The organism is Zavarzinia sp. CC-PAN008, assembly GCF_051903925.1.
Classification (GTDB): domain Bacteria; phylum Pseudomonadota; class Alphaproteobacteria; order Zavarziniales; family Zavarziniaceae.
This window is the reverse complement of record NZ_CP173678.1, coordinates 2,859,588-2,882,480: the sequence shown is the minus strand read 5'-3', so window position 1 is coordinate 2,882,480 and position 22,893 is coordinate 2,859,588. Positions and strand designations below refer to the sequence as shown.

At 70.0% G+C, this 22,893-nt stretch carries 20 protein-coding genes; 8 read left to right on the top strand and 12 right to left on the bottom strand.

Going from position 1 to position 22,893, the window contains the following annotated elements:
- Positions 1 to 6: 6 nt before the first annotated feature.
- Genes ACI6GS_RS13510 through ACI6GS_RS13495 form a run of 4 tightly spaced genes read left to right on the top strand, consistent with a single transcriptional unit; the run spans position 7 to position 1,736 of the window.
- Positions 7 to 699 (top strand): hypothetical protein, encoded by a 693-nt coding sequence (locus ACI6GS_RS13510; protein WP_439813972.1) that lies wholly within the window; start codon positions 7 to 9, stop codon positions 697 to 699.
- Positions 696 to 1,061 (top strand): hypothetical protein, encoded by a 366-nt coding sequence (locus ACI6GS_RS13505; RefSeq protein ID WP_439813971.1) that lies wholly within the window; start codon positions 696 to 698, stop codon positions 1,059 to 1,061. The genes ACI6GS_RS13510 and ACI6GS_RS13505 overlap by 4 nt, the downstream gene beginning before the upstream one ends.
- On the top strand, positions 1,051 to 1,563 hold the full coding sequence (locus tag ACI6GS_RS13500; RefSeq protein ID WP_439813970.1) for a hypothetical protein: 513 nt from the start codon (positions 1,051 to 1,053) through the stop codon (positions 1,561 to 1,563). The genes ACI6GS_RS13505 and ACI6GS_RS13500 overlap by 11 nt, the downstream gene beginning before the upstream one ends.
- A complete protein-coding gene (locus tag ACI6GS_RS13495) occupies positions 1,560 to 1,736 on the top strand; it encodes a hypothetical protein (protein ID WP_439813969.1) in 177 nt (58 codons plus the stop codon). The genes ACI6GS_RS13500 and ACI6GS_RS13495 overlap by 4 nt, the downstream gene beginning before the upstream one ends.
- Before the next feature lie 222 nt (positions 1,737 to 1,958).
- Here the strand turns inward: ACI6GS_RS13495 and ACI6GS_RS13490 are convergent, their stop codons facing one another.
- Positions 1,959 to 3,422: an ADP-ribosylglycohydrolase family protein gene (locus ACI6GS_RS13490; protein ID WP_439813968.1), complete on the bottom strand. Its 1,464-nt coding sequence runs from the start codon at positions 3,420 to 3,422 to the stop codon at positions 1,959 to 1,961.
- A gap of 100 nt (positions 3,423 to 3,522) precedes the next feature.
- Entirely contained in the window at positions 3,523 to 4,506 is a 984-nt protein-coding gene (locus tag ACI6GS_RS13485) for an AraC family transcriptional regulator ligand-binding domain-containing protein (protein ID WP_439813967.1), read from the bottom strand.
- A 154-nt stretch (positions 4,507 to 4,660) separates the two neighbouring features.
- Between ACI6GS_RS13485 and ACI6GS_RS13480 the strand changes: the two genes are divergently transcribed.
- A complete protein-coding gene (locus ACI6GS_RS13480) occupies positions 4,661 to 6,163 on the top strand; it encodes a flavin-containing monooxygenase (RefSeq protein ID WP_439813966.1) in 1,503 nt (500 codons plus the stop codon).
- Between the two features lie 119 nt (positions 6,164 to 6,282).
- On the opposite strand, the gene ACI6GS_RS13475 is transcribed toward ACI6GS_RS13480, so the two are convergent.
- Positions 6,283 to 7,050 carry a glucose 1-dehydrogenase gene (locus tag ACI6GS_RS13475; protein WP_439813965.1) on the bottom strand — a complete coding sequence of 256 codons (768 nt, stop codon included), beginning with the start codon at positions 7,048 to 7,050 and terminating at the stop codon, positions 6,283 to 6,285.
- 133 nt (positions 7,051 to 7,183) lie between these two features.
- On the opposite strand from ACI6GS_RS13475, the gene ACI6GS_RS13470 reads away from it, so the two are divergent.
- Positions 7,184 to 9,016 (top strand): SLC13 family permease, encoded by a 1,833-nt coding sequence (locus ACI6GS_RS13470; protein ID WP_439813964.1) that lies wholly within the window; start codon positions 7,184 to 7,186, stop codon positions 9,014 to 9,016.
- 59 nt (positions 9,017 to 9,075) lie between these two features.
- The gene (locus tag ACI6GS_RS13465; RefSeq protein WP_439813963.1) at positions 9,076 to 9,699 is read left to right on the top strand and encodes a TetR/AcrR family transcriptional regulator; all 624 of its coding nucleotides are present in this window, start codon (positions 9,076 to 9,078) and stop codon (positions 9,697 to 9,699) included.
- A gap of 33 nt (positions 9,700 to 9,732) precedes the next feature.
- Here the strand turns inward: ACI6GS_RS13465 and ACI6GS_RS13460 are convergent, their stop codons facing one another.
- The 3 genes from ACI6GS_RS13460 to ACI6GS_RS13450 are packed head-to-tail and all read right to left on the bottom strand — an operon-like array spanning position 9,733 to position 13,933.
- Entirely contained in the window at positions 9,733 to 10,725 is a 993-nt protein-coding gene (locus ACI6GS_RS13460; RefSeq protein ID WP_439813962.1) for a D-2-hydroxyacid dehydrogenase, read from the bottom strand.
- Positions 10,722 to 11,933: an aromatic ring-hydroxylating oxygenase subunit alpha gene (locus ACI6GS_RS13455; protein ID WP_439813961.1), complete on the bottom strand. Its 1,212-nt coding sequence runs from the start codon at positions 11,931 to 11,933 to the stop codon at positions 10,722 to 10,724. The genes ACI6GS_RS13460 and ACI6GS_RS13455 overlap by 4 nt, the downstream gene beginning before the upstream one ends.
- Entirely contained in the window at positions 11,930 to 13,933 is a 2,004-nt protein-coding gene (locus tag ACI6GS_RS13450; RefSeq protein ID WP_439813960.1) for a CocE/NonD family hydrolase, read from the bottom strand. Before ACI6GS_RS13450 ends, ACI6GS_RS13455 begins: the two co-directional genes overlap by 4 nt.
- Positions 13,934 to 14,038: 105 nt before the next feature.
- Between ACI6GS_RS13450 and ACI6GS_RS13445 the strand changes: the two genes are divergently transcribed.
- Complete coding sequence (locus ACI6GS_RS13445) at positions 14,039 to 14,935, top strand: phytanoyl-CoA dioxygenase family protein (RefSeq protein ID WP_439813959.1); 897 nt, start codon at positions 14,039 to 14,041, stop codon at positions 14,933 to 14,935.
- A gap of 91 nt (positions 14,936 to 15,026) precedes the next feature.
- Here ACI6GS_RS13445 and ftsH read toward each other — a convergent pair whose 3' ends face one another.
- From ftsH to ACI6GS_RS13415, 6 genes are all read right to left on the bottom strand, one after another.
- Positions 15,027 to 16,961, bottom strand: a complete 1,935-nt coding sequence (gene ftsH / locus ACI6GS_RS13440; protein WP_439813958.1) for an ATP-dependent zinc metalloprotease FtsH — start codon at positions 16,959 to 16,961, stop codon at positions 15,027 to 15,029.
- A gap of 15 nt (positions 16,962 to 16,976) precedes the next feature.
- Positions 16,977 to 18,407, bottom strand: a complete 1,431-nt coding sequence (gene tilS / locus ACI6GS_RS13435) for a tRNA lysidine(34) synthetase TilS (RefSeq protein WP_439813957.1) — start codon at positions 18,405 to 18,407, stop codon at positions 16,977 to 16,979.
- Positions 18,398 to 19,372 (bottom strand): tol-pal system protein YbgF, encoded by a 975-nt coding sequence (gene ybgF, locus ACI6GS_RS13430; protein ID WP_439813956.1) that lies wholly within the window; start codon positions 19,370 to 19,372, stop codon positions 18,398 to 18,400. Before ybgF ends, tilS begins: the two co-directional genes overlap by 10 nt.
- Before the next feature lie 320 nt (positions 19,373 to 19,692).
- Positions 19,693 to 20,235, bottom strand: a complete 543-nt coding sequence (gene pal / locus ACI6GS_RS13425; protein ID WP_439813955.1) for a peptidoglycan-associated lipoprotein Pal — start codon at positions 20,233 to 20,235, stop codon at positions 19,693 to 19,695.
- A gap of 164 nt (positions 20,236 to 20,399) precedes the next feature.
- On the bottom strand, positions 20,400 to 21,689 hold the full coding sequence (gene tolB, locus ACI6GS_RS13420; protein ID WP_439817968.1) for a Tol-Pal system beta propeller repeat protein TolB: 1,290 nt from the start codon (positions 21,687 to 21,689) through the stop codon (positions 20,400 to 20,402).
- A 77-nt stretch (positions 21,690 to 21,766) separates the two neighbouring features.
- Complete coding sequence (locus tag ACI6GS_RS13415) at positions 21,767 to 22,888, bottom strand: hypothetical protein (protein ID WP_439813954.1); 1,122 nt, start codon at positions 22,886 to 22,888, stop codon at positions 21,767 to 21,769.
- Positions 22,889 to 22,893: the final 5 nt, after the last annotated feature.

Sequence of the window (22,893 nt, the reverse complement as noted above, 5' to 3'; positions counted from 1 at the left end):
CCAGCCATGCAGTTCCTGAATTCAGAACGCGATGCGGCGGGGACCCTGTTCGGGGTCTGGCTGGTCGACGGCCTGCCGCACCGGATCCCGGCGCGCAACGCGGACGAACTCCTGGCGCAGGAGATCGTCAAGGATGCGCTCGCCAAGGTCGACGCGGCAGTGGCGCAGGCGCGCGGGGTCCTCGAGCGGGCCGAGGCGCGGATTGCCGAGATGCAGGCCAGCGCCCAGGCGGCGATCGCCGAGGCCGAGGCCCAGGCGGCTGAGCAGGTCCGGGCGGCCCAGGCCACGGCCGGGTCGGAGATCGCAGCTGCGCGTGAGGCGGCCGAGGCCCGGGTGCAGAGCGCCTGGTCCCAGGCCGAAGCGGCGATCGCCACAGCCGAGGATGCGGCCGCGCGCGCGGAGGAGCGGGCTGCGCGCGCGGCGGAAGACGCCGAGGCGACGGTAGCCGCGACCGAGCAGCAGCTGGCCGAGGCCCGCAGGACCGTCGACTTTGTCAACGGCGCATGGTCGACGGTGATGACGCGGCCTGACTTCGCGGCCTTCGTGCGCGAGAACCTGGGAGCGGAGCTGACCAGCCTGGCCGAGGTGTTCGGCGCGGTGATGGCGCAGGCGGAGCTGGACGATATCGAGCCGGCCATCGCCGTCCTGCAGGCTCGCCGTGCGGCACTGAAGGCCCAGCTGGGCGCGGCCGCGCCATGAGCCCGGAGGCGCTGGCGTCGATCGCCGTGACCGTGCTGGTGGCCGTGGCGGGCGGGATGTTCGCCGCTCTCCGACACAGCGAGAAGCGGACGGACGCCAGGCTCAGCGAGTTCGATGACCGGCTCGACGCCCTGCAGACGCAGGTGTCGGGCCGGCTGGCCGAGATGACGGACCAGGCGAACACCCGCCATGGCCGGATCATGGACGCCCTGCAGGCCATCAACCTGAAGGTCGCCGAAACCTACTTCCCGAGCGCCCAGGCCGAACGCCTGGAGGCTCGCATCATGCGTGGGCTGGATGAACTGAAGGCCGAGGTCCGGGGCCTCCGCCGCAGACGCGAGGACGACAAGGATGGAACCTAAGGGCAGGAAGGCGGGGCCAGCCAGCGCCGCCGCGATCGGTGCCGCGATCCTGGCGGCGGCCGAGAGCCGCCTGGACCAGGCCTATGTGCTGGGGGCCGACGTGCCCCTGGACGACAAGAATTGGGACGGTCCCTGGGACTGCGCCGAGTTCGCCAGCTGGGCGGCATTCCAGGCGACGGGGCGGCTGTACGGCTGCGTCAGCAACGACGTCGCCGTGCGCCGGGCCGAGCCCTATTCGGGGGGCTGGTGGGCCGACGTGCGCAAGGGTCGGCCGGGCCTGCGCCGCATCTCGATCGAGGAGGCGATGGAAACCCCTGGCGCCTTCCTGGTGCGCGCGCCACGCGAGGGGCGGATGGGCCATGTCGCGATCAGCAACGGCAAGGGCGGGACGGTCGAGGCGCACTCGACGTCCACCGGCACGATCCGCCACCAGGTCGCGGGCCGGCGCTGGGATGGTGCCTGCGTGCTGGAGCCGGTCGCGGCCGAGGCGGTGGCGGCATGACCCGCGGCGACGTTGCCAAGTCGGTTGCGGGCTCCGTCTCGGGCCTGTCGATCGGCGTCACCGCCCCCCTCACCCTGCCGCCGGAGACGCCCTGGTGGGGCTACCTGCTGGCCTACTTCCTGAGCGCCGCGGTGACGGCGGCCAGCGTCTACTTCCCCAGCCGACAGGGCTGAAGGCGGGGGTGCAGGACTGTCCAACTTCAGCCGGAATCAGGCGCGGAGTTGGACAATTCCGGGACGCTAAGTTATTGAAATTGCTTGAGTTGAAGCAATCTCTTAATCAGCGGGTCCAAGGTTCGAATCCTTGTGCGCCCACCAACCGGATCAAGGGGTTAGGGGCCGAGCGCCCTCCCCGCCAACGCCATCCAGATTGTTGCCAGGTTTGGATCCACCGCCCTATGTGGTGGTGAACAGGCGGGTGGCCATGGCCTCGATCCGGTCGCGCCAGGCCAGCTGCTCCAGCCAGTCCGCTGGGATGCCGGAGGTGCCATAGAGTGCGCCGGCAAGCTGCCCGGCGATCGCCGCCGTGGTGTCGGCATCCTCACCCAGGTTCGCGGCGGTCAGGACGGCCGAGCGGAAGTCGGTCGTGCGCCCGATCGACCACAAGGCTGCCTCCAGCGAATGGCTGACATAGCCGGAGCCGCGGACGGCGCCGCGCCCCTTGCCGCGCCAACTGCCCGCCAGGATCGCCGTGGTCGCTGGGCTGAGGCCGCTGGGATCGCTGTTGCGCAGGACGTGGGAGCGGGACTCGCCCGCGATGGCGTCCGCCAGGATGTCGGCATAGGCGACACACGCGTCGACGGCCTCGGCTGCGCCGTGGGTGGTGCGACTCTGCCGGGCGGCGACGTCGCGGAGCGTGTCGCGATCCCGCCAGTGGCGCAGCACCACGGGGGCAAGGCGCATCAGGGAGCCATTGCCGGCGGTGTTGGCCGCGGTGGCGCCGGCCACGGGGTCCCCTGTCCGCGCCCAGCGTGCCAGCGCGGTACTCACGGTATTGCCGATATCGAAGCAGGAGCCCGTGCAGGAATAGGCCCCGCGCTGCCACCAGTCGGTGAAGCGGCGCATCAGGTCGGCCTCGTCCAGCATCGGCGCGTGCAGCAGGCTGTCGCCCAGGGCCAGGGCCATTGCCGTGTCGTCCGTCCACTGGCCCGGCTGGAGGCCGAACGGTCCGCCGCCGACCATGTCGGTCAGGGGCGGATACGTATCGCGCGGCTTGAACTCCAGCGTCGTGCCCACGGCGTCGCCCACGGCCAGGCCCAGCAGCGCCCCTGCCGCGCGGTCGGCGGTGGCGGCGGTGCCATGGTCCCGCGGGCGCTCCGCGACGCGGGTGCTGGCCAGGACGTGGCGCTCCTGCGCCGGCGTCTCGATCGCCCCCTGTCGCGCCTGGCGTACGGCGATGATCGCCTCGGCCGGGTCCATCCCAAGTTCGACCAGCAGGCGCGCGGCGACCGTGCCGGCGCGACCGCGGCCGCCCTTGCAATGGACGACGATGTCGAAGCCGTCGCGCAGCAGCGCCCGCACGCCCTCGCCAGCATCCTGCCAGGCCACTTCGAATCGTGGCCCCGGCGCGGTCACATCGGGGATCGGCAAATGCGTCCACGCCATGTGCCGCGCGGCGACCGCCGCGCCCAGGCCGGGCACACCGAGTTCCACGAGCTCCGCCGGCTCGACGAGTGTCAGCACGGCAGCGGCGCCCCAGTCGCGCACGGCATCGAGATCAAGGCCCAGGTCTCGGTCCCAGGCTCCGGTCAAGGCGCCGGGCTGCTTCTTGCCGGGGCAGAAAGTGATGCCGATGCGGCCGCGCCCGCCCGGCGCCTGGACGGCCGCGATCTCCAGCGGGTGGCTGAGGCTTGTCCGCATGATGCCGCCTGTTCCCTTGCCTGCTCGCCCGTGTGGCACCAGTGAAGTCGGTTTGCGCTACCGCCGCAACCGGGGGATGCCGGGGCACCCGCCATTCCCCTTATTCGGCCCCCTCCCCGAACCAGCGGCGCCAGGCGCGACTGAAGCTTGAGGGGTCCTGGTAGCCAAGGCGGGCGGCGATCTCGTAGCGGCTGACGCGGGCGCCGCGCAGGCGGATGGCTCGGGCGCGCAGTTCGGCGTCAAGCAGGTCGCGATAGCGTACCCCCGCCGCGCCCAGGTGCCGCGTGAGGGAGCGCCGGGACAGGCCCAGGCTGCGCGCCACGAACTCGGCCCCCGGGCGCCCGTCCGGCATGGTCTGGAGCAGCCGCTCGACCCGGCTGTGGACGATCGAGGGATCGTCCAGGCGGGCCAGGTGCGCCTCCAGCCCCGCGATCGTGTAGAGGTGGAGCTGCGGGTCGGCCGCGATGGAGCGCACCTCGGCCAGGGCACGGGGCACGATCACCTGGTTGGCAGCCGCGTCATAGCGCACACGCGGGCCCAGCACCTCTGCAACGCGCGGGGCATAGTCAGGGCGCGGCGCCGCAAAGGCATAGGCCAGACCGGGCGGCTCTGCCCCCAACGCGGCCTGCACCAGCGACCGGGTCATCAGGAACGTCACCTCCATCATCGGCCGCCATTGCGCCTGCGACAGGGCGACCGTCACGTCCCAGTCCAGAACCAGCGCCTCGCCCGAGGCCCGCAGGCGGGCGCGGATCCAGGGCGTGCGCACATGCGCATAGCGCGCGAGCACGGCCAGCCCGTCGCCGATCGTGGGGGCCGCGATCACGGCGATGGCAGGTGCGCCATACGTGGCGGCGGTCCAAATGTGGGGCTGAAGGAACACCCAGCCGGGCCCATGCAGCGCCGCGACGTTCTCCACCTGACGGACCTGCTGGAAGACGGTGATATCGGCGGTCGGGTCATCCAGCTCGGCCTGGGTGATGCCCGTGCCTTCCAGCACGCGGGCGCTGTCGGCGACAAAGGCCCGGTGGACCAGGCGGAAATAGCCCATGGTCATGGGCAGCCGTGCGAGCACGTCCGACATTGGCTCAAAATGCCACATGTTTGGCCCTGTAACCACTCCCCTTGTCTCGCGCGCGCGACGACGATGCGACCCAGGCTTGGGGAGCGAGAGACCGCAGGGCGCCGGATCGGCGACGCGCGGCGGCCCCCGACGGGACCAATCCAGAGGAGACGCAATGGACAAGCAGACGGCGGCGCACGCCCTTACCGGCGAGGAAGCCCGGATCGAACACCTGGACGTCCTGATCGTGGGGGCGGGCATGTCGGGCATCGGCTCGGCCGTCCACCTGACGCGGCAGAGCCCCTGGGCCAGCTTCGCGATCCTGGACGCCTTCGACGGCCATGGCGGCACCTGGTGGTCGAACGTCTATCCGGGTGCGCGCTCGGACAGCGACCTGTTCACCTATGGCTTCAGCTTCAAGCCGTGGGAGGGCGCGCCGCTCGCCCGGGGCGAGCCGATCAAGCAGTACATGGGCGAGGTGATCGCGGAATACGACCTGGCCGAGCGCATCCGCTATCGCCACAAGGTCGTCCGGGCCGACTGGTCGACGGAGCACGCGCACTGGACCGTGACGGCCGAGCGGGACAACGGCGAGACGGTCACGCTGCGGGCCAATTTCCTGTGGATGTGCCAGGGCTATTACCGCCACCTGGAGGGCTTCACGCCCGACTGGCCGGGCATGGACACGTTCCGGGGCGACATCATCCATCCCCAGCGCTGGCCCGAAGGCTATGACTATGCCGGCAAGCGCGTCGTCGTGATCGGCTCCGGCGCGACCGCCGCGACCGTCGTCCCCGCCATGGCCGATGCGGCCGCCCATGTCGTCCAGCTTCAGCGGTCACCCACCTATTATGTGGCGGCGCCCAACGAGTATCCGCTGGCGACGCAGCTGCGCCGCCTGGACATCCCGCGGGAGTGGATCCACGAGATCGTGCGCAAGCAGATCCAGCTGGAGCACGAAGACTTCATCGCCAAGTGCCTGGCCACCCCCGACGATGCCGCGCGCGACCTGCTGGCCGGCGTCAACCAGGCGCTGGACGGCAAAATGACGGACGACTTCGTCCCCACCTACAAGCCCTGGCGCCAGCGCATCTGCGCCGTGCCCGACGGCGACTTCTTCAACGCGATCAAGGAAGGCAAGGCATCCGTCGTCACCGACGAGATCGACGCCTTCGTGCCCGAGGGCATCCGCCTGAAGTCGGGCCGCGTGCTGGAGGCCGACCTGATCGTGACGGCAACCGGTTTCAACGTCAGTGCCTTCGGCGACATCGAGATCACCAAGGACGACGCGCCGTTCGACATGACGAAGACGGTGACCTATCGCGGCATGATGTTCACCGACACGCCCAACTTCGCCTGGATCATCGGCTACTTCCGTGCGGGATCGTACACCCTGCGGATCGATGTCGTGGGCGAGCTGGTCTGCCGCATGCTGAACACGATGCGGGAGAAGGGCCTGCGCACGGTGACGCCGCAGCTGCGGGAGGAGGACCGCGACATGGAACTGCGGCCGTACTTCCATACGGACGAGTTCAATGCCGGCTATGTCGAGCGCGCGGCTGCCATCATGCCCCGGTCAGGGACCAAGGCGCTGTGGCGGCATTCGCAGGACTATCACGCCGACCGGACCGAGTTCCCGGCCATCGACTTCGACCAGGAGCCGCTGGCCTTCCGCTAGGCCGCAGGGGCGGCGGGCATGATCGCCCGTCGCCTCCAGGATCCAGGGGGGCGCCCCCGCCGCGCCCCGCCGCGCCACGCCACGCCTGGGCATGGTCATGAGCGCGGGGGGCGCGGCATCTATTGCGCGGTATAGCCGCCGTCGACGACCAGCTCCGAGCCGGTCATGAACCTGGACGCATCAGAGGCCAGGAACAGCACGGCCTCGGCGATGTCGACGGGCTGGCCCAGGCGGCCCAGGGCGTGGCGGGTTTCCAGGTCCGCGCGGAAGGTGTTGCTGTCGGGCATGCCGGCCACGATCTGCTGCACCATCGGCGTCTCGATATAGCCTGGATGGATCGAGTTGACGCGGATCCCAAGCGGCGCCAGGTCGATCGCGGCAGCCTTTGTCAGCAGCCGCACGCCGCCCTTGCTGGCGCAATAGGCGGAGCCGCCGGCCGCCCCCACGAGGCCCATGATCGACGACAGGTTGATGATGGATCCGCCCCCCGTCTCCACCATCAGCGGGACACCGTGCCGGATGCCCAGGAATACCCCATCCAGGTTGATCGACAGGGTCCGGCGCCAGTCCGCCAGCGCCATCTCGTGCACGCCCGTGACGGTGCCGACGATGCCCGCATTGTTGACCAGGACGTGCAGCGCGCCGTAGCGCGCGCGGATCGACGCCAGCAGGCTGTCCCACCGCGCCTCATCGGCGACGTCCTGCGGCTCGAAGAGCGCGTCACCACCAGCGCCGCGGATGGCGGCGGCAACCGCCTCGCCCGCGTCCTCGGCCAGGTCGCTCAGGATCACGCGGGCGCCTTCGCCTGCCAGCAGCCTGGCGCTGGCCGCGCCCAGGCCGGATGCCCCACCAGTCACGAGCGCAACCTTGCCCTGAAGCCGTGCCATGCCTGCCTCCCCTTTCGTTGTTGCGCGGAGTATAGGCAGGTGGCGCCGTCCGATGCAGCCGCAACCATCGGTACCAGGCACTTTGCCTGCGCAGTGGCTTGGTCCGCGGGCTGCGATCTGCTAGGGCGGATGGATGTCCGATCTTGCCCTTGTCCTGGTTCTCCTGGCGGCAGCCATCGCCATGTTCGCGTTCGGTCGGCCGCGCATGGACGTTGTCGCGCTGCTGATGGTGGTGGCCCTGCCGCTGGCGGGGCTGGTGACGGTGCCACAGGCCCTGGCCGGGTTCTCCGATCCCAACGTGATCCTGATCGCCGCGCTGTTCGTGGTGGGGGAGGCCCTGGTCCGCACCGGCGTCGCCCAGAAGCTGGGGGACTGGCTGGTGCGTCGGGCCGGCCGGAGCGAGGGCCGGCTGATCGCGCTGCTGATGATCAGCGTGGCCGGCATCGGGGCCTTCATGAGTTCGACGGGCGTCGTCGCGATCTTTGTCCCCATCGTGCTGCGTATCGCCCGCAATGCCGGGATCGCCGCACGGCGCCTGATGATGCCGCTGTCCATGGCCGCCCTGCTGAGCGGAATGATGACCCTGGTCGCGACCGCGCCCAACCTGGTCGTCCATGGTGAACTGGTGCGCGAGGGGCAGGCCGGCTTCGGCTTCTTTGCCTTCACGCCTTTTGGCGTGCCGCTGCTGATCCTGGCGATCGGCTACATGCTGCTGGCGCGCCGAATGCTGGGCGATGGTGCCGCGCCGCAGGCGGACTCGGGCCGGCCGACCTTGCGCGACTTCGTCGAGGCCTATGGCCTGCGCGGGCGGGACTATCGCCTGGCCATCGGCCCGGCATCGCTCCTGGCGGGTCGCGAACTGCGCGAGTTGGACCTGCGGGGCAGTGCCGGGATCAACATCGTGGCGCTGGAGCGTGCGACACGTTTCGGCAGCACGCTGTTGCGGCCGGAGGCCAGCCTGCGGCTGGAGGCGGGCGACGTCCTGCTGATCGATTCGCGGCAGCCGGGGAGCGACATGGCGGCCGTGGTCGAGCGCTTCGGCCTGCGGCCGCTGGCGCTGGAGGCCGGCTACTTCCAGGACAGGGCCCAGGCGATCGGCATGGCAGAGGTACTGGTGCCACCCGAGTCCCGCCTTGTCGGCCGCTCGGTCGTGGAGGCGAAGTTCCGCTCCACCCACGACCTGGCCGTGATCGGCCTGCGCCGGGGCAGCACGCCGCACGCGGGCACAGTCACCGACGTCGCCCTGCGTCCGGGCGATGCCCTGCTGGTCATCGGGCCGTGGCGTTCGATCCGCCGCCTGCCACAGAGTGCTGACCGGCTGATCCTGCTGAACATGCCGGTCGAGCACGACGACATCGTTGCCCGGCCCGACCGCGCCCCCCATGCCTTGGCGATCCTGGTGCTGACGGTGGGCCTGATGGCCAGCGGCGTGGTGCCGAATGTCCTGGCTGCCCTGATCGGCTGCCTGCTGTTCGGGCTGGCCGGCTGCATCGACATGACCTCCGCCTATCGCTCCATCCACTGGCAGACGCTGGTGCTCATCGTCGGCATGCTGCCCTTCTCCGCTGCGCTCCAGGCGACCGGCGGCGTCGGACTTGCCGCGGACGCACTGGTCGCAGCGGTGGGCGGTGCGGCGCCCCGCGTCGTCCTGGCGGCGCTGTTCCTGCTGACCGCGGTGCTGGGCCTGTTCATTTCGAACACGGCGACAGCCGTCCTGATGGCGCCCGTCGCCATCGCGCTGGCCGGTGTGCTGGATGCCTCGCCCTACCCCTTCGCGATGACAGTCGCACTGGCGGCATCGGCCGCGTTCATGACGCCGGTTTCCTCACCCGTGAATACGCTTGTCGTGGGGCCCGGCAATTACGGCTTCATGGACTTCGTGAAGGTGGGCGTGCCCTTCACCCTGATCACCCTGGGGGTGTGCGTCACGCTGGTGCCGATCCTGTTCCCGTTTGCCCCGCACTGAGGGGCGGGATCCTTTAGGATCGTGCGCGATTCGATCGGGAACAGGCGGCGGGAGCCGGCATGGCGCGGACACAGGCAGCCGATTATGGACAAAGGCTTGAGGCGATCGTCGAGGCAGCGGCCGGCCTGTTCGCCAGCCGAGGCTTCCTGGGCACGTCGGTGGCGGACCTGTCGGCTGCCTGCGGCATGTCCAAGTCGCTGATCTATCACTATTACGGCGCCAAGGAGGATATCCTCTACGACGTCATGCGCACCCATCTGGAGGCGCTGGCCAAGGCGAGCACTGCCGCGCGCGACCCGGCCCTGCCGCCCGATGCCCGACTGCGACGCCTGACTCATGCGTTCATGACGGCCTATGTCGGTGCCGCCGACCGGCACAAGGTCCTGCTGAACGACCTCGACCAGCTGGACCCGCCGCGCCGGGCCGACATCGTGGAGCGCCAGCGCGACCTGATCGCCCTGGTGGAGGAGATCCTGACCGCCCTCCTGCCCGAGGCTGCGCGAAGGGCCGAGCAGCGCCGGCCGCTGGCCATGCTCTATTTCGGCCTGATCAACTGGACCCATATCTGGTACCGGCCGGACGGGCCGCTCGCCCCCGACGCCGTCGCCGACATGGCCGTGGCGCTGGTGCTGGGTGGCCTGCCCGCGATCGGCCGCAATGCGGCGACACCGTCCGCGCACTGATGCGCGGACGGTGTCGCCGCCAAGCGACCGTCCTCAGTACCCCATTGCCGGGTCCACGCGGTTCAGCAGGTCCTGGCCGGCCGCCAGGCGGGCGACATTGGTAAAGAACAGGTCCAGCACCTCTGGCGTATAGGTCAGCGGGTCGTCGCACGAGATGTGAGGTGTCACGATCAGGTTGGGCGCCTGCCATAATGGATCGCCCGGCGGTGCTGGTTCGGGCCGGGTCACGTCCAGGACGGCACCCGACAGGTGATCCGACTGCAGCGCGGCGATCAATGCCGCCTGGTCGACAAGGGCACCGCGCCCGATATTGGCAAAGCCGGCCCCCCGCTTCAGCGCGGCGAACTGCTCGGCACCGAACATGTCGCGCGTCTGGGGCGTCAGCGGCAGGGCCAGCACGACGAAGTCAGCCTTTGGCAGTTCAGCCATCAGGGCACTCATGGGGGCCACGCGATCGAAGCCCGCGACGGGCGAGCCCGACCGGCTGAGGCCCGTGACCACGCAGCCCAGACGCTGTGCCCCGCGCCCGATGGCAGCACCGATGCCGCCGGTGCCCAGCACCAGCACCGGCCGTCCCAAAATTGCCGGCTCGAAGCGGCGGGACCAGGCCCCACTGCGGGCGGCATGGGTGAAGTGCGGGACGTGGATGTTGAGCGCCAGCAGCGCCATCATCCCCCATTCCTCGGCCTTGCGGGCGTGGATGCCACTGGCATTGATGATCGTCGCCCCCGCCGGCAGCCAGTCCAGCGGCAGCAGGTGGTCCAGGCCCGCGCTGGTGAGCTGCACCAGCTTCAGCCGTGGTGCCGCCGCCAGGTCGCGGGTCGCGAAGTTCCAGCCGATCACGGCGTCCGCCTGCGGCAGGGCTGCGCGAAACGCATCCGACCCGGCATCCGCGATCACGAACTCGATCCCCTCGGCCGCGCTTCCTGCCCGCGCCTTGGCCGCGGCGATCCGCTCGGGCGACACGTGGAACATCTCGTGCTGCGTGGGCACATGGGAGACGAGAACCGTTGCGATGGCGCTCATGCTGCGCGCTCTCCTGCGGTGGCCGGCCGCTGGTCCACGACGCGGTCAAGGACCCAGTTGGCCAGGTCGTGGACCAGCGGTTCCAGCGCCGAGTAGCGGCCCGGCTGGGCGAAGGGGGAATTCAGTCCCGCCTGCTGGATCACCGAGATGTCGTTGTCCTCCGGGATGGAACGGCCCCAGCGCTTGTAGTAGCGCTGCACTACGCTGTCGAAGTCGGGCCGGGCGATCGTCTCCTTGGCAAAGCAGTAGCCGGCGATCAGGCGCGTGCGCGTGGGACCCAGCGGATGCAGCTCCAGCCACCACACCGTGTCGAAGGTCAGCGCCAGCATGGTCGAGGGGTAGAGCATCACGTAGTAGGTGCCCTCAGCACTCATGCCCGTCAGGTTCGGCAGGTAGGGAAAGCCGGTATCGCCCTGCTCCAGGGCCCGGCTGCCGGTGTGCCGCGTATAAAGCGCCGCCCATTCGCCGACGCCATAGACGGGCGGGTTGATGTCGCGCTTCTGCAACTGGATCGTCTTCGCGTGCACGACAGGCACATGATACGACTCCATCGCGTTCTCGATATAGATCTTCCAGTTGCACTCCAGGTCCCAGAAGTCGCGCTTGACCGTGACCAGGCTCTCCAGGTCATAGGCCGCGAGGCGTTCGGGCAGGTCGCCCAGCCACTGCAGCAGCGGCGGCGCATCGGGATCGAAGGTGAAGAACAGGAAGCCACCCCAGGTTTCCACCCGGAAGCCGACCAGGTTGTGGTTCTCCAGGCAGAAGCCCTTCGTGTCATCCATCTGCGGCGCCACGCGCAAGTGCCCATCCAGGCCATAGCCCCAGGCGTGATAGGGGCAGGACAGGGCATTGATGCGCCCCTCCCCCTCGACCAGGCGGGCGCCGCGGTGGCGGCAGGAATTGGCCAGGCAGCGGATCGTGCCGTCGCGATCGCGGATCATGACCAGGGGCACGCCGCAGAAGTCCAGGGTGATGTAGCTGCCCTGCTCCTTCAGCAGGTCGGCGCGGCCGGCAAAGTTCCAGGCCCGCCCGAACACGCGCTCCACCTCGCGCCGGTAGAAGCCGGGATCGGTATAGCACCAGGGCGGCAGGGTCTCGGCCTCCAGCAGCGGGCGGCGGACGCCTGAAAACACGTCCGCGGAAAAGGGCTGCTCGGGGACGCCTGCCCCGAACACGCCCCCTGCAGTCACACCTCGGCCAGAACTCATGCCTTGTCCTCCTCTGGATCGATCAACATGTCCCAGGCCCGCAGGAAGACCCGCCGCTCGACGGATCCCCGACCCTCAGACTCATAGGCGGCCACGCTGGCCTGAAGGCGGAAGCGGCCTTCCTCGCGCGTGACGCGGGTCGTTGCCTGGGTGCGCACGGCCCAGCCGGGCCGGCGAAAATGGTTGCGCCGCACGAAGCTGGCGCTGGCGCCGGCGGGATCGCGCGCGTCGACGCCGTAGCGTTCCTCGCCGCTGCCGCCGAAGACCAGTTCGCCCAGCTCCAGCGTGCGGCGGCGATAGCTCACGACCAGTTCGTGGCGCCCGCTGCCCTGGTTCCAGGACGCGATGCGCGTTGCCTCCTCGCGCTCCAGCACGCGATGCGCCAGGGGCGTCCCCTCCTCCGGGGGTCCAAAGCCAGGGTCGGCCGCCTCGGTCCCGGCGGGGGGCTGCGGCAGCTCCAGCCGGATGCTGCCCGGCCACACCGTCAGCGGGCAGGCCCGCGCCTCGGGCCAGGCCATCGGCCAATAGGCGTTGGACAGCGCCAGCCGCACCCTGCGGCCCCTGGCCAGGCGATAGCCGGCCGCCTTGAGCTCCAGCCGGAGGGGGAAGCGGGCGCCGGCCGCCACGTCCGGCGGGCGGCTGACACGCAGCAGGCCGAACGTGACGCGGGCGGACGTGCCATCGTCGCGCACCTCGCACAGGCGGGCGGCCAGCAGCGCCGTCTCGCCCGTCATGGCAATGTCGAGCTCCAGGACCGGGCGGCCCAGCACGTCCTGGTCGGCGCCGAGCGGCACGCTGTCGAAAGTGACGGACAAGCCGTCGTCCAGGCGCTGGTCGGCCTGGAACTCGGGCGCGGAGCCGCCGCCATCGAGTGGGCACCATTCGCCGCCGGCACCACCGCAGTACTGGGGCGTATCGACCAGCACCGGTGGCAGCGCGTTCTCCGCGTGCGGCGCCAGGGTGCCTTCGCCGCCATGCAGGACCACCCGCTCCGCCGGTGCTGGCCAATGCGGGATCCGCAGCCAGTGCCCGCCCAGCGTCATGGCCTGCGGATCCGGCACCAGGTCGCGGCCCAGCCAGGCCGTCAGCATCGGCTCCGCATCAATGCCGTTCGGCTCGTCCAGCAGCCAGCGCCGCCACCAGCGCAAGGCATGGCGAAGGAAGCCGATCGCCGGTCCCGGCACGCCCCAGTTGGGGTAGACATGCGTCCAGGGTCCGATCAGCCCCTGACGCGGAACCTCAAGCCCCGCCAGCAGCCGCAGGATTGCGTTGCAATACCCATCCGTCCAGCCGCCCACCGCCATCACCGGACAGGCGATCGCGGCATAGTCCTCCGCCACCGAGCCGTGGCGCCAGTAGGCGTCGCGCACGGGATGCGCCAGCCAGGTCGCCAGCGGCGGTTCCAGCGCCGCCATCCTCTGCAGCCACACGTCGCGCCAGCCGGGACCCGCATGGGCGGGATCGGGTGGCCGCAACAATTGCCCGAACAGGCCGGAGCCCCAGGACAACCCGTCATTGAGCAGCGCCCCACCCATGAAGTGCACATCGTCCGCATGCCGGTCATCCGTGGAGCAGGCGGTGATGATCGCCTTCAGGGCCGGCGGGCGGCGCGCCGCCACCTGGAGCGCGGCGAAGCCCCCCCACGAGATGCCGATCATGCCGACCGCACCCGTGCACCAGGGCTGCGCCGCGGCCCAGGCGATCACCGCGACGGCATCATCCTGCTCCTGCGCCACGTACTCGTCCTGCAGGATCCCGCCGGAATTGCCGCTGCCCCGGATGTCGACCCGCAGGCAGGCCAGGCCATGGCCGGCGAACCAGCCATGCAGCATCGAATCACCGACCGCGGTCGCATCCGACTGGCGGTAGGGAATCCATTCCAGGATCAAGGGCGCCGGTGCATCGCCATCGGGCAGCCACAGCCGGCCGTGCAACACGCAGCCATCGGCCAGCGGAATGCGCACCTGCTGCGTGGCATGGGGTTCTGGAGATGCGACCATGGAGTCGTGCGGGCCCTTCACCGGTTTTCGCAGACGCACAATTGCAGGTGCGACCGCGTTGTGTACAGTATGCCGTCACCTTTCGGGCCTGAGAAGGAAGTCGTCATGCCGGCAGCAACCGCCCCCGTCACCCCACCGGATGCGGCGCCCGCAACCGAGCGCCCGTTGACGGCCGAGGAGATCGCGGCCTTTCACCGCGACGGCTATGTGATCGTGAAGCAGTTCCTCTCCCGCGAGGAGATCGAGCCGCTGCGCCAGGCGTGCCTGGCGGACCCCACGATCGGTGGCAAGCTGCGGGCCGTCGCTGACAGCGACGGCAACCCGCAGGAGGTCATCGGCTGGACCGAACCGGGACCGACCTGGCTTGGCCGCGTGCCCTTCATCGCCCGCATGATCGAGAACTCGGCCGCCCTTCTGGGAGCGCCGGTCTATCACTGGCATTCCAAGCTTTCGATGAAGGCGCCCAACACCAAGGGGCGCTGGGACTGGCACCAGGACTACCCCTATTGGTACAACGAGGGTGCCCTCTGGCCCGACATGCTGACCGTCACCGTCGCCGTCGACCCGGTGGACGAGAACAATGGCTGCATGAAGCTGGTCCGCCGCTCGCACCTTCTGGGCCGGGTCGACCACAAGGCGGTGGGCGAATCCGTGGCCTTTGACCCCGAGCGCCTGGAGCTGGTGCTGCAGCAATGCGAGACCGTGCCGATGGTCATGGAGCCGGGCGATGCCTGCTTCTTCCATGGCAACACGCTGCATGCCTCCGGTCCCAATCCGTCGAACCGGCCGCGCACGCTGCTGCACTGTTCCTACAACACGATCGTGAACTCGCCCTTCATCAACGAGGGGCAGGAGCATCACCTCTACAAGCCGTTCGAGACGCTGGCCGATGCCGCGATCCGCGACGGGTACAGCGCGGTACTCGACGGCCATGGCTGGAACCCGCCCAAGGCGGCCGGGCACAAGAACACCTATGGCTACAAGGTCATCACCCGCCCCTAGCGCCCGGCCTGCCAAAGCCTGACGGCGACGCATACGAAAACGGCCCCGGAGTTTCCTCCGGGGCCGTTTCCATTTGGCGATGCAGCGGGGCTCAGACGCCGGGCTGGGGCTCTGGCGAGAGGTCGCCCGGATTGGGGCGCCGCGTGCCCGACGACCCGGCCGGCGGCACGGCAGAGCCCTTGCCGGGCTCGGACGGCGGCTCCGGCGTCGTCTCGCGATGGATCGGCTCGCCCTTCAGCAGGGTGCGGATCTCTTCGCCCGACAGCGTCTCGTACTCCAGCAGGCCCTTGGCCAGCGTGTGGAGATCGTCCATCCGCTCGGCCAGGATCTGGAACGCCAGCTTCTCGCCATCGTCGACAATGCGGCGGATCTCATCGTCGATCAGGTGTGCCGTCGCGTCGGAGATGTTCTTGCGCTGCGTCACGGAGTGGCCGAGGAACACCTCTTCCTCGTTCTCGCTATAGCGCAGGCGCCCCAGCTTGGTGCTCATGCCCCATTCGGTGACCATGCGGCGCGCCAGGTTCGTGGCCTGCCGGATGTCGTCCGAGGCGCCCGTGGTCACGTTCTCGGCGCCGAAGATCAGTTCTTCCGCGGCGCGACCGCCGAACATCATCGCGATCTTGGACGTCAGTTCCTTGACCGACCAGCCATAGCGGTCCTTCTCGGGCAGGGACATGGTCACGCCCAGTGCACGGCCGCGCGGGATGATCGTCACCTTGTGCACGGGATCGTGCGCCGGGACATGCATGCCGACCAGGGCGTGGCCCGCCTCGTGATAGGCGGTCAGGCGCTTTTCCTGCTCGCTCATCACCATCGAGCGACGCTCGGCACCCATCAGGACGCGATCCTTGGCCGCCTCGAAATCGGCCATGGTCACGATCCGCTTGCCGCGGCGGGCGGCCAGCAAGGCAGCCTCGTTCACCAGATTGGCAAGGTCCGCGCCAGAGAAGCCGGGCGTGCCGCGCGCGATGGTGCGGGCGTCGACGTCCGGGCCCAGCGGCACCTTGCGCATATGGACCTTCAGGATCTTCTCGCGGCCCATGATGTCGGGATTGGGCACCACGACCTGGCGATCGAAGCGGCCCGGCCGCAACAGGGCCGGATCCAGCACGTCGGGCCGGTTGGTGGCCGCGATCAGGATGACGCCCTCATTCGACTCGAAGCCGTCCATCTCGACCAGGAGCTGGTTCAGCGTCTGCTCGCGCTCGTCATTGCCGCCGCCCAGGCCCGCGCCGCGATGGCGGCCGACGGCGTCGATCTCGTCGATGAAGATGATGCAGGGCGCGTTCTTCTTCGCCTGCTCGAACATGTCGCGCACGCGGGAAGCGCCGACGCCTACGAACATCTCGACGAAGTCGGAGCCCGAGATGGTGAAGAACGGCACGTTCGCCTCGCCCGCGATGGCACGCGCCAGCAGCGTCTTGCCGGTGCCCGGCGGGCCGACCAGCAGCGCGCCCTTGGGAATGCGGCCGCCCAGGCGCTGGAACTTCTGCGGGTCCTTCAGGAACTCGACGATCTCCTCCAGTTCCTCCTTGGCCTCGTCGATGCCGGCCACGTCGTCGAAGGTGACGCGGCCCTGCCGCTCGGTCAGCAGGCGGGCCTTGGACTTGCCGAAGCCCATGGCCTTGCCGCCGCCCGACTGCATCTGGCGCATGAAGAAGACCCACACGCCGATAAGCAGCAACATCGGGAACCAGGACACCAGGATGTCGACCAGGGTCGGGCCGCCTTCGTCCGGTGCCTCGGCCTTGATGCGCACGCCTGCCGTCGTCAGCCGCTCCACCAGGCCCGGATCGTCGGGCAGATAGGTCTGGAACTGGCGCTGGTCGGAATAGACGCCGCGGATGGTCTTGCCCTGGATCGTCACTTCCTGGACCCGGCCGTTCTCAACCTCGGCCAGGAAATCGGTATAGGCCAGGGCTCCTGGCGCGCTGCGCCCGGCACTGGTCTGGAACAGGTTGAACAACGCGAACAGGAGCAGGGCGATGATCACCCAAAGCGCCAGATTGCGACCAGGAATGTTCACGATCTCGGTCTTTCCTTACCCACAGGCCACATTGAGCGTCGGCGGGCTCGCCACGATGCTGCACCCGTCACCGTAAAGATAAGCTGAAGTGCGGGCCAGACAACTCACCATATCGTCCTGGACCGCCTCGCCCACGATATTTCCACCTCCAGCGGGCTCCAGCAGCGTCGCGTCGAAGCCGCCACCCGCCAATCCGGCCAGCGGGGCCGCCACGAGGCGGTCACCCGACCACAAGGCCGGAAGGCCCGCCCGCACAACGCCGGGCAGTGCCGCCGCACCCGGCGCCGCCGCCCGCGGCCCCAGCGGCCGTACCACGCCAGGGGCCGCGTCGGGCGCCAACGCCACGACGAAGCGCCCGTCCCAGACCGCCCGGTCCCCCGGCGCCAGCGCCACGTCGGGACCCACCGCCGCCAGTTCGCGGCAAAGGAGAAGCTCGTCCCGGCGCGCCACCACGCGGCAGCCGCCCAGTGTCCGCCCACCCGACCCAGGACCGGCCTGCACCCAGGCGAGCAGACGCTCAAGTCGTTCCTCCCGCAAGGCTACGGCGCCGGAGATGCCGCGGATCAGGCGGGCCAGCAGGCGCAGCGCGATTTCATCAGGTGCTGCCGCCAGCGCGCGGCGGTGAAGCAGGACATGGCCCTGGGCCGCGCGGCGTGCCGCCTGCACCGAAAGGGCGTCGGTCGCCGCCTCCAGGGCCGCCCGCGCCCGCGCCATGCGCCGCGCCGTGCCGGCGATCCGCGCCGGCGTCACGCCCGCCGCCGCCAGCGCCGGCGCCACCTCGCGCAGGCGAGGCCGCAGGAAGCGCGGATCGCGATTGGTCGGATCCTCCAGCCAGTCCTGGCCCGCCGCGCGAAGGGTGGCACGCAGGCACGCCTTGTCGACGTCCAGCAAGGGTCGCAGCAGGGCGATCCCATGGACCCGGCGCAAGGCCGGCATGGCGGCCAGTCCGTCAACCCCGCTGCCCCGTCCCAGGTTCAGCAGGACCGTTTCCGCCTGGTCGTCCCGGTGATGGGCCAGGGCCAGGTGCGCCGCACCATGCCGGCGACACCCCTCGAGCAGCAGGCGATAGCGCGCCGCCCGCGCCGCCGCGGGCAGGCCACTGGCCGGCTTCGGCGCTGTCCAGGCCAGGATCTCGCAGGGCAGGTCCAGGCGCCTTGCCAGATCGGCGACCCAGCGCGCCTCGGCACCTGATTCGGAGCGCAGGCAATGATCGACACTGAGCACGACCAGCGCCACGCGACGCGTCGAGGCCCACCGCGCCATCAGAAGCAGTAGGGCGACACTGTCCGCACCGCCCGAGACCGCGACCGCCACGCGCCGCGGGTCGTCCGGCACCAGCGGCGCCAGAGCTGCCGCGAACCGGGCATCATCCAGCGGCCGCTGTGTCGCGGCCGCGACCGGCTCGCCTGCCGGGTCTGGCAGGCCGCTGGCCCGCCTCAGCTGCACCCGGCGCGCTGGCGCTCGCGCTGGACGCGCTGCTTGATCGCGGTGGAGGCATCGGGATAGCGGCTGCCGATCTCGCCCAGGGCCGCGCAGGCTTCGCGGGCCTGCCCCATCTCGATCAGGCTCATGCCCAGCTTCAGCATGCTGTCGGGGGCCTTGGCCCCGCTGGGATACTGCTTCACGGAGCCCAGGAAGGTCGCCGCCGCCGCCTCGTAATCGCCGCGGACGTAGTGGCTCTCGCCCAGCCAGTACTGCGCATTGGGTGCCAGGCCGTCGTCCGGGTAGAGGCTGAGAAAGTCGGAAAAGCCCGACTCCGCCGCGGCGTAGTCGCCCTGCCGCAGCAGCGCCATGGCCGCGTTGTACTGGTCGCGTGGGCTGAGGGCGGCGGTCTGGGTCGAACGGCCCGCAAGCGGTGGCGGGGGCGCGACCTCGTCCGGATTGCCGCGCAGCGTGCCCAGCGTCCCCATTCCGCCGTCGGGCGGGGGGGCGCCGCCACCATCGCTGGCCGCCATGCCCGCCGCGTCGTTCGCGGGGCGCGCTGCGTCCGCGGAGGCCACGTCGACGCCCGCCGCGGACGCGCCGCCGCCCCCCTCCAACGCCGACAGGCGCAAGTCGACGTCCTTCTGCGCGACATCGATCCGATCGCCCAGGCGCTTGATCTGGAAGCCCATTTCCTCGATCCGGCCGTTCAGCTCGCGGTACATGGTCTCCAGCTTGCTCAGCCGGACCTCCACATTGCCGCCGGCGCCGCCCAGGGCTGGCGCGCCACCCATCTGGGCGCCGCCATAGGCCTGGCGCTGGAGCGTCTCAAGCTGGGCCTGGAGCTGCTGCACCTGGAAGCGCAGGTCCTGCAGCTCATAGCTCTGTGCGGCGGCGGGGGGCGCCATGCCGGGCAGCCCCGCCACGCACAGGGCCGACAGGGACAGCATGCCGGACAGGGCAACGCGGATCAGCACGGGGCGAACCATGGCAGGCCGAATCGAAAAGGACATGGGCAGAGGATCACGCAAGATTGCGGCGGAATGGAGGTGTGACGCGGGCCGAGGGCACGCGCCACATCCCGGCGCGCCCATGACAGCAGGGCGGCGGGCGCAGGGCAAGACGGCGCGATGCCGCTTTGGCCCCGGCAACGCGGCGACGACGCCGAAACGACAGCGCCCGCCGGGCTGGCCGGCGGGCGCTGAAGACTCAACGACACGGTCATGCGGTGCCAGAAAGCCCCGCCGGGCGGGATCAGGGTGGGGACGCCAGGCGCCCCACACCCACGATCTGCCCGATGCCGGGTCCCTTACTGGGTGACGGTGTTGCCGACCACCGTGACCGCACGGCGGTTCTGGGCGTACACGGCCTCACCCGAGCCATCGACCGCCGGACGCTCCTTGCCATAGCTGATGACGCTCAGCCGGCTGGAGTCGATGCCCTGCGAGACGAGGAAGCGCTTCGCGGAGTTCGCGCGACGCTCGCCCAGGCCCAGGTTGTACTCACGCGTGCCGCGCTCGTCGGTGTGGCCCTCGATCGTGGCGACGACCTGCGGATACTGCTGCAGCCAGGCGGCCTGGCGCTGCAGGGTTGCCTGGCCTTCCGGCGTCAGGTCGGAACGGTCGAAGTCGAAGAACACGCGGTCGCCGACATTGACCTCGAAATCCTGGGCGCTGCCGGGGATCGGGCCACCCGCCATCGGGGGCGGCGGCGACGGCGGCGGGGACTGGGTGACCGGACCGCCGCTGCCACCGGTGTTGTCGGAGCTTGCCGGGGTGGACTCGCAGGCCGCGACCAGGGCCAGGACAGCGAGAAGGCCGACCAGCTTGGAACCGGACTTGGTGAACTGCATAATGCTGTGACTCCCGCTACCGGTGCGTTTCATTAAGCGAACGCACCATTTTGTTGGGGCCATAAGAGTAGCTTTTCGCAGGCGCGAAGTCCATCGGCTTGTCAATGGTTTTCGCGCCCGCTGTGCCGGCTGTCACTTGCGGTGCAGTTTGTCCGCGACCGCCGCTACTGGAGCAGCGGCGACCAGGCGGGGTCCGACGCGCCGCCGGCCGGCTTGGACCGGACCCATTCGGGAATGCGGCCCGATATGTCGATCGAGACCAGCTTAGAGCCCCGATAGAACATCAGGACGCGGCCATTGGGCGCCCAGGTCGGCCCCTCCTGCACGGCGCCGGTGCCCTGGGACAGGATCCGCTCGCCGCTGCCGTCGGGCTTCATCACGCCGATCTGGAAGCCACCCCCGCCCATCCGCGTGAAGGCGATCAGGTCGCCGCGCGGCGACCAGACGGGCGTCGCATAGCGGCCGCTGCCAAAGCTGATGCGCGTGGCCCCGCCGCCGCCGGCCCCCATCACATAGAGCTGCTGGCTGCCGCCGCGGTCCGAATTGAAGACGATCTGCGACCCGTCCGGCGAATAGCTGGGGGAGGTGTCGATGACCCCCGGCGTGTTGGTCAGGCGGCTGACCCGCCGTGTCGACAGGTCCATGACATAGAGGCTGCTGTCGCCGTCCTGGGCCATCGACATGATCACCTTTGACCCGTCAGGAGAAAAACGCGGCGCATAGGTCATGCCGGGGAAGTCGCCAAGTACTTCCTGCCGGCCCGTCCCGATGTCGAACAGGTACACACGCGGCCGGTTGTTGAAGTACGACATGTAGGTGATTTCCTGGCTGTTCGGCGAGAACCGGGGCGTCAGCACCAGGTCGTTGCCGTTGGTCAGGTAGCGATTGTTTTCCCCGTCCTGGTCCATGATCGCCAGGCGCTTCACCCGGCGGGTGGAGGGGCCGCTCTCGGCGATGTAGACGATGCGGGTGTCGAAATACCCTTCCTCGCCCGTCAGCGCCTTGTAGATCTGGTCGGCGATCAGGTGGCCGATGCGCCGCCAGTTGTCATTGGTCGTGACATAGGCATAGCCGGTCAGCTGTGTCTGCGCATAGACGTCCCACAGGCGGAATTCAACGCGGGTGCGGCCATCCGCCTGGCCGATGGCGTTGCCGCTGACCAGGGCCTGGGCGTTGATCACGGCCCAGTCTTCGAACCGGGGACCGGCCTGCAGCGCGTCCGGCGACTGGATGTAGGACGCCGGATTGACCACCTCGAACAGGCCGGAATTCTGCAGGTCGGCCGCAACCACGCCAGGAATGCCGCTGGCCAGCTGACCGCCGCCGGCGAATTGCGGGATCGCGATCGGGATCGGCTTGAAGTTGGGATCGTCGATGAGCAGTTCGGTCTGGGCGCCGACCGGCCCCGCCAGGCCCAGGGCCGTCGAAACGGCAACGACGCAGGCGACGGCCATCCGCCCCAGCCGGGCCAACGTCCACCCGTTCAACCCGTCCTGCGACGGAACTCCGTAAGCACGCATGATCGAAGGCCTCACTGAATGCCCAATGCTTTGCTTGGGTCGAAGGTGAGAATCAACTCGCTCCAGGTGTCATAGCTCTCGGGCGGCAGCGGATAAGGCCGCCTGAAGGTCTGCATGACGGCGGCACGCGCTGCCTGCTTCGCGGCCGTGAACGCCGCCCCGGGCCGGTCGTTCATGATCTGCACCGGGCCCGCCAGGGTCCCGTTCTGGTTCAGCCGGACCCGCAGCTTCACGATCTGCTGTTCAGCGTCCAGGCCCCCCACGTTGGGGTTCCAGTTCTCGTTGATCGCGCCGCGCAGGGCGTCGAGCACGGTCGCGCTGAGCGGCGCATCGGCCCGGTTCAGGTTGGATTCGACGCGGTTCGGCTCGTCATAGCGCTCGGTCTGCTCCGGCGCCGGTGCGGCGGACGGGCTCTGCGACAGCAGGGCCGCGATGTCGTCCAGGGCATCGGTCGCCTGTTCGCGCTGGCGCTGGCGCCGGGGCTGCTGCGGCTCGACCTCCGCCACCTGCTGCTCGGGCGGCGGCGGGGTCGGCTTGGTCCGTGGCACGGGCGGCGTCGGACGCGGGGCGGCGGCGGCGGCCTCCTGCGCCGGGGTCGGCTCGGGCTCAGGCGGCGGCGTCTCCTCCGGCGGGCTCAAAGCCGCCATCTGCTGCTCGGGCGGCGGCTCGGGCGCCGGCGGCGTGGCGCTGGGCCTGGCGGCCGGCGGAGGCGGCGGCGCCGGGGTCGGCGTGGGCGGCGGCACGGCCGCCTGGACCGGCTCGGGCGGCGGAGTCGCCGGGCGCGGGCGCGGCGCCTCCGCCACTTGCGGTGCGGGCGGGGTCGGCGGCGGCGGCTCGGGCGCTTGCGTCTCGACCGGTGTCGGCGGGGCGGGAGCGGGCGGCGGCGGCGGCGCGGGCACGGCCTCGGCCTGCGCGTCGGGCTCCGGCTCGCGCGGCTTCGCGTTCGGCACCGGCACCGGATTGGGTGCGCGCTGCGGCGGCGGCGGGTTGGTGATGTCCGCGATGTTCACGATGTCGACCGCGATGCTGGGCTGCGCCTCCAGCCGTTCAGGCTGAAGCAGCGGCAGCCCGAACACGGCGAGTGCGAGCAGGAAAAGATGCAGTCCCCCCGATATGGCGGCGCTGCGACGCATGGACA

Coding starts and splice junctions, on each gene's coding strand:
- ACI6GS_RS13470 (WP_439813964.1), top strand. CDS start 7,184: ATGTCCGATCTTGCCCTTGTCCTGGTTCTCCTGGCGGCAGCCATCGCC.
- ACI6GS_RS13445 (WP_439813959.1), top strand. CDS start 14,039: ATGCCGGCAGCAACCGCCCCCGTCACCCCACCGGATGCGGCGCCCGCA.
- pal (WP_439813955.1), bottom strand. CDS start 20,235: ATGCAGTTCACCAAGTCCGGTTCCAAGCTGGTCGGCCTTCTCGCTGTC.
- ACI6GS_RS13505 (WP_439813971.1), top strand. CDS start 696: ATGAGCCCGGAGGCGCTGGCGTCGATCGCCGTGACCGTGCTGGTGGCC.
- ACI6GS_RS13490 (WP_439813968.1), bottom strand. CDS start 3,422: ATGCGGACAAGCCTCAGCCACCCGCTGGAGATCGCGGCCGTCCAGGCG.
- ACI6GS_RS13465 (WP_439813963.1), top strand. CDS start 9,076: ATGGCGCGGACACAGGCAGCCGATTATGGACAAAGGCTTGAGGCGATC.
- ybgF (WP_439813956.1), bottom strand. CDS start 19,372: ATGGTTCGCCCCGTGCTGATCCGCGTTGCCCTGTCCGGCATGCTGTCC.
- ACI6GS_RS13480 (WP_439813966.1), top strand. CDS start 4,661: ATGGACAAGCAGACGGCGGCGCACGCCCTTACCGGCGAGGAAGCCCGG.
- ACI6GS_RS13475 (WP_439813965.1), bottom strand. CDS start 7,050: ATGGCACGGCTTCAGGGCAAGGTTGCGCTCGTGACTGGTGGGGCATCC.
- ACI6GS_RS13450 (WP_439813960.1), bottom strand. CDS start 13,933: ATGGTCGCATCTCCAGAACCCCATGCCACGCAGCAGGTGCGCATTCCG.
- ACI6GS_RS13510 (WP_439813972.1), top strand. CDS start 7: ATGCAGTTCCTGAATTCAGAACGCGATGCGGCGGGGACCCTGTTCGGG.
- ACI6GS_RS13455 (WP_439813961.1), bottom strand. CDS start 11,933: ATGAGTTCTGGCCGAGGTGTGACTGCAGGGGGCGTGTTCGGGGCAGGC.
- ACI6GS_RS13485 (WP_439813967.1), bottom strand. CDS start 4,506: ATGTCGGACGTGCTCGCACGGCTGCCCATGACCATGGGCTATTTCCGC.
- ACI6GS_RS13415 (WP_439813954.1), bottom strand. CDS start 22,888: ATGCGTCGCAGCGCCGCCATATCGGGGGGACTGCATCTTTTCCTGCTC.
- tolB (WP_439817968.1), bottom strand. CDS start 21,689: ATGGCCGTCGCCTGCGTCGTTGCCGTTTCGACGGCCCTGGGCCTGGCG.
- ACI6GS_RS13500 (WP_439813970.1), top strand. CDS start 1,051: ATGGAACCTAAGGGCAGGAAGGCGGGGCCAGCCAGCGCCGCCGCGATC.
- ACI6GS_RS13460 (WP_439813962.1), bottom strand. CDS start 10,725: ATGAGCGCCATCGCAACGGTTCTCGTCTCCCATGTGCCCACGCAGCAC.
- ACI6GS_RS13495 (WP_439813969.1), top strand. CDS start 1,560: ATGACCCGCGGCGACGTTGCCAAGTCGGTTGCGGGCTCCGTCTCGGGC.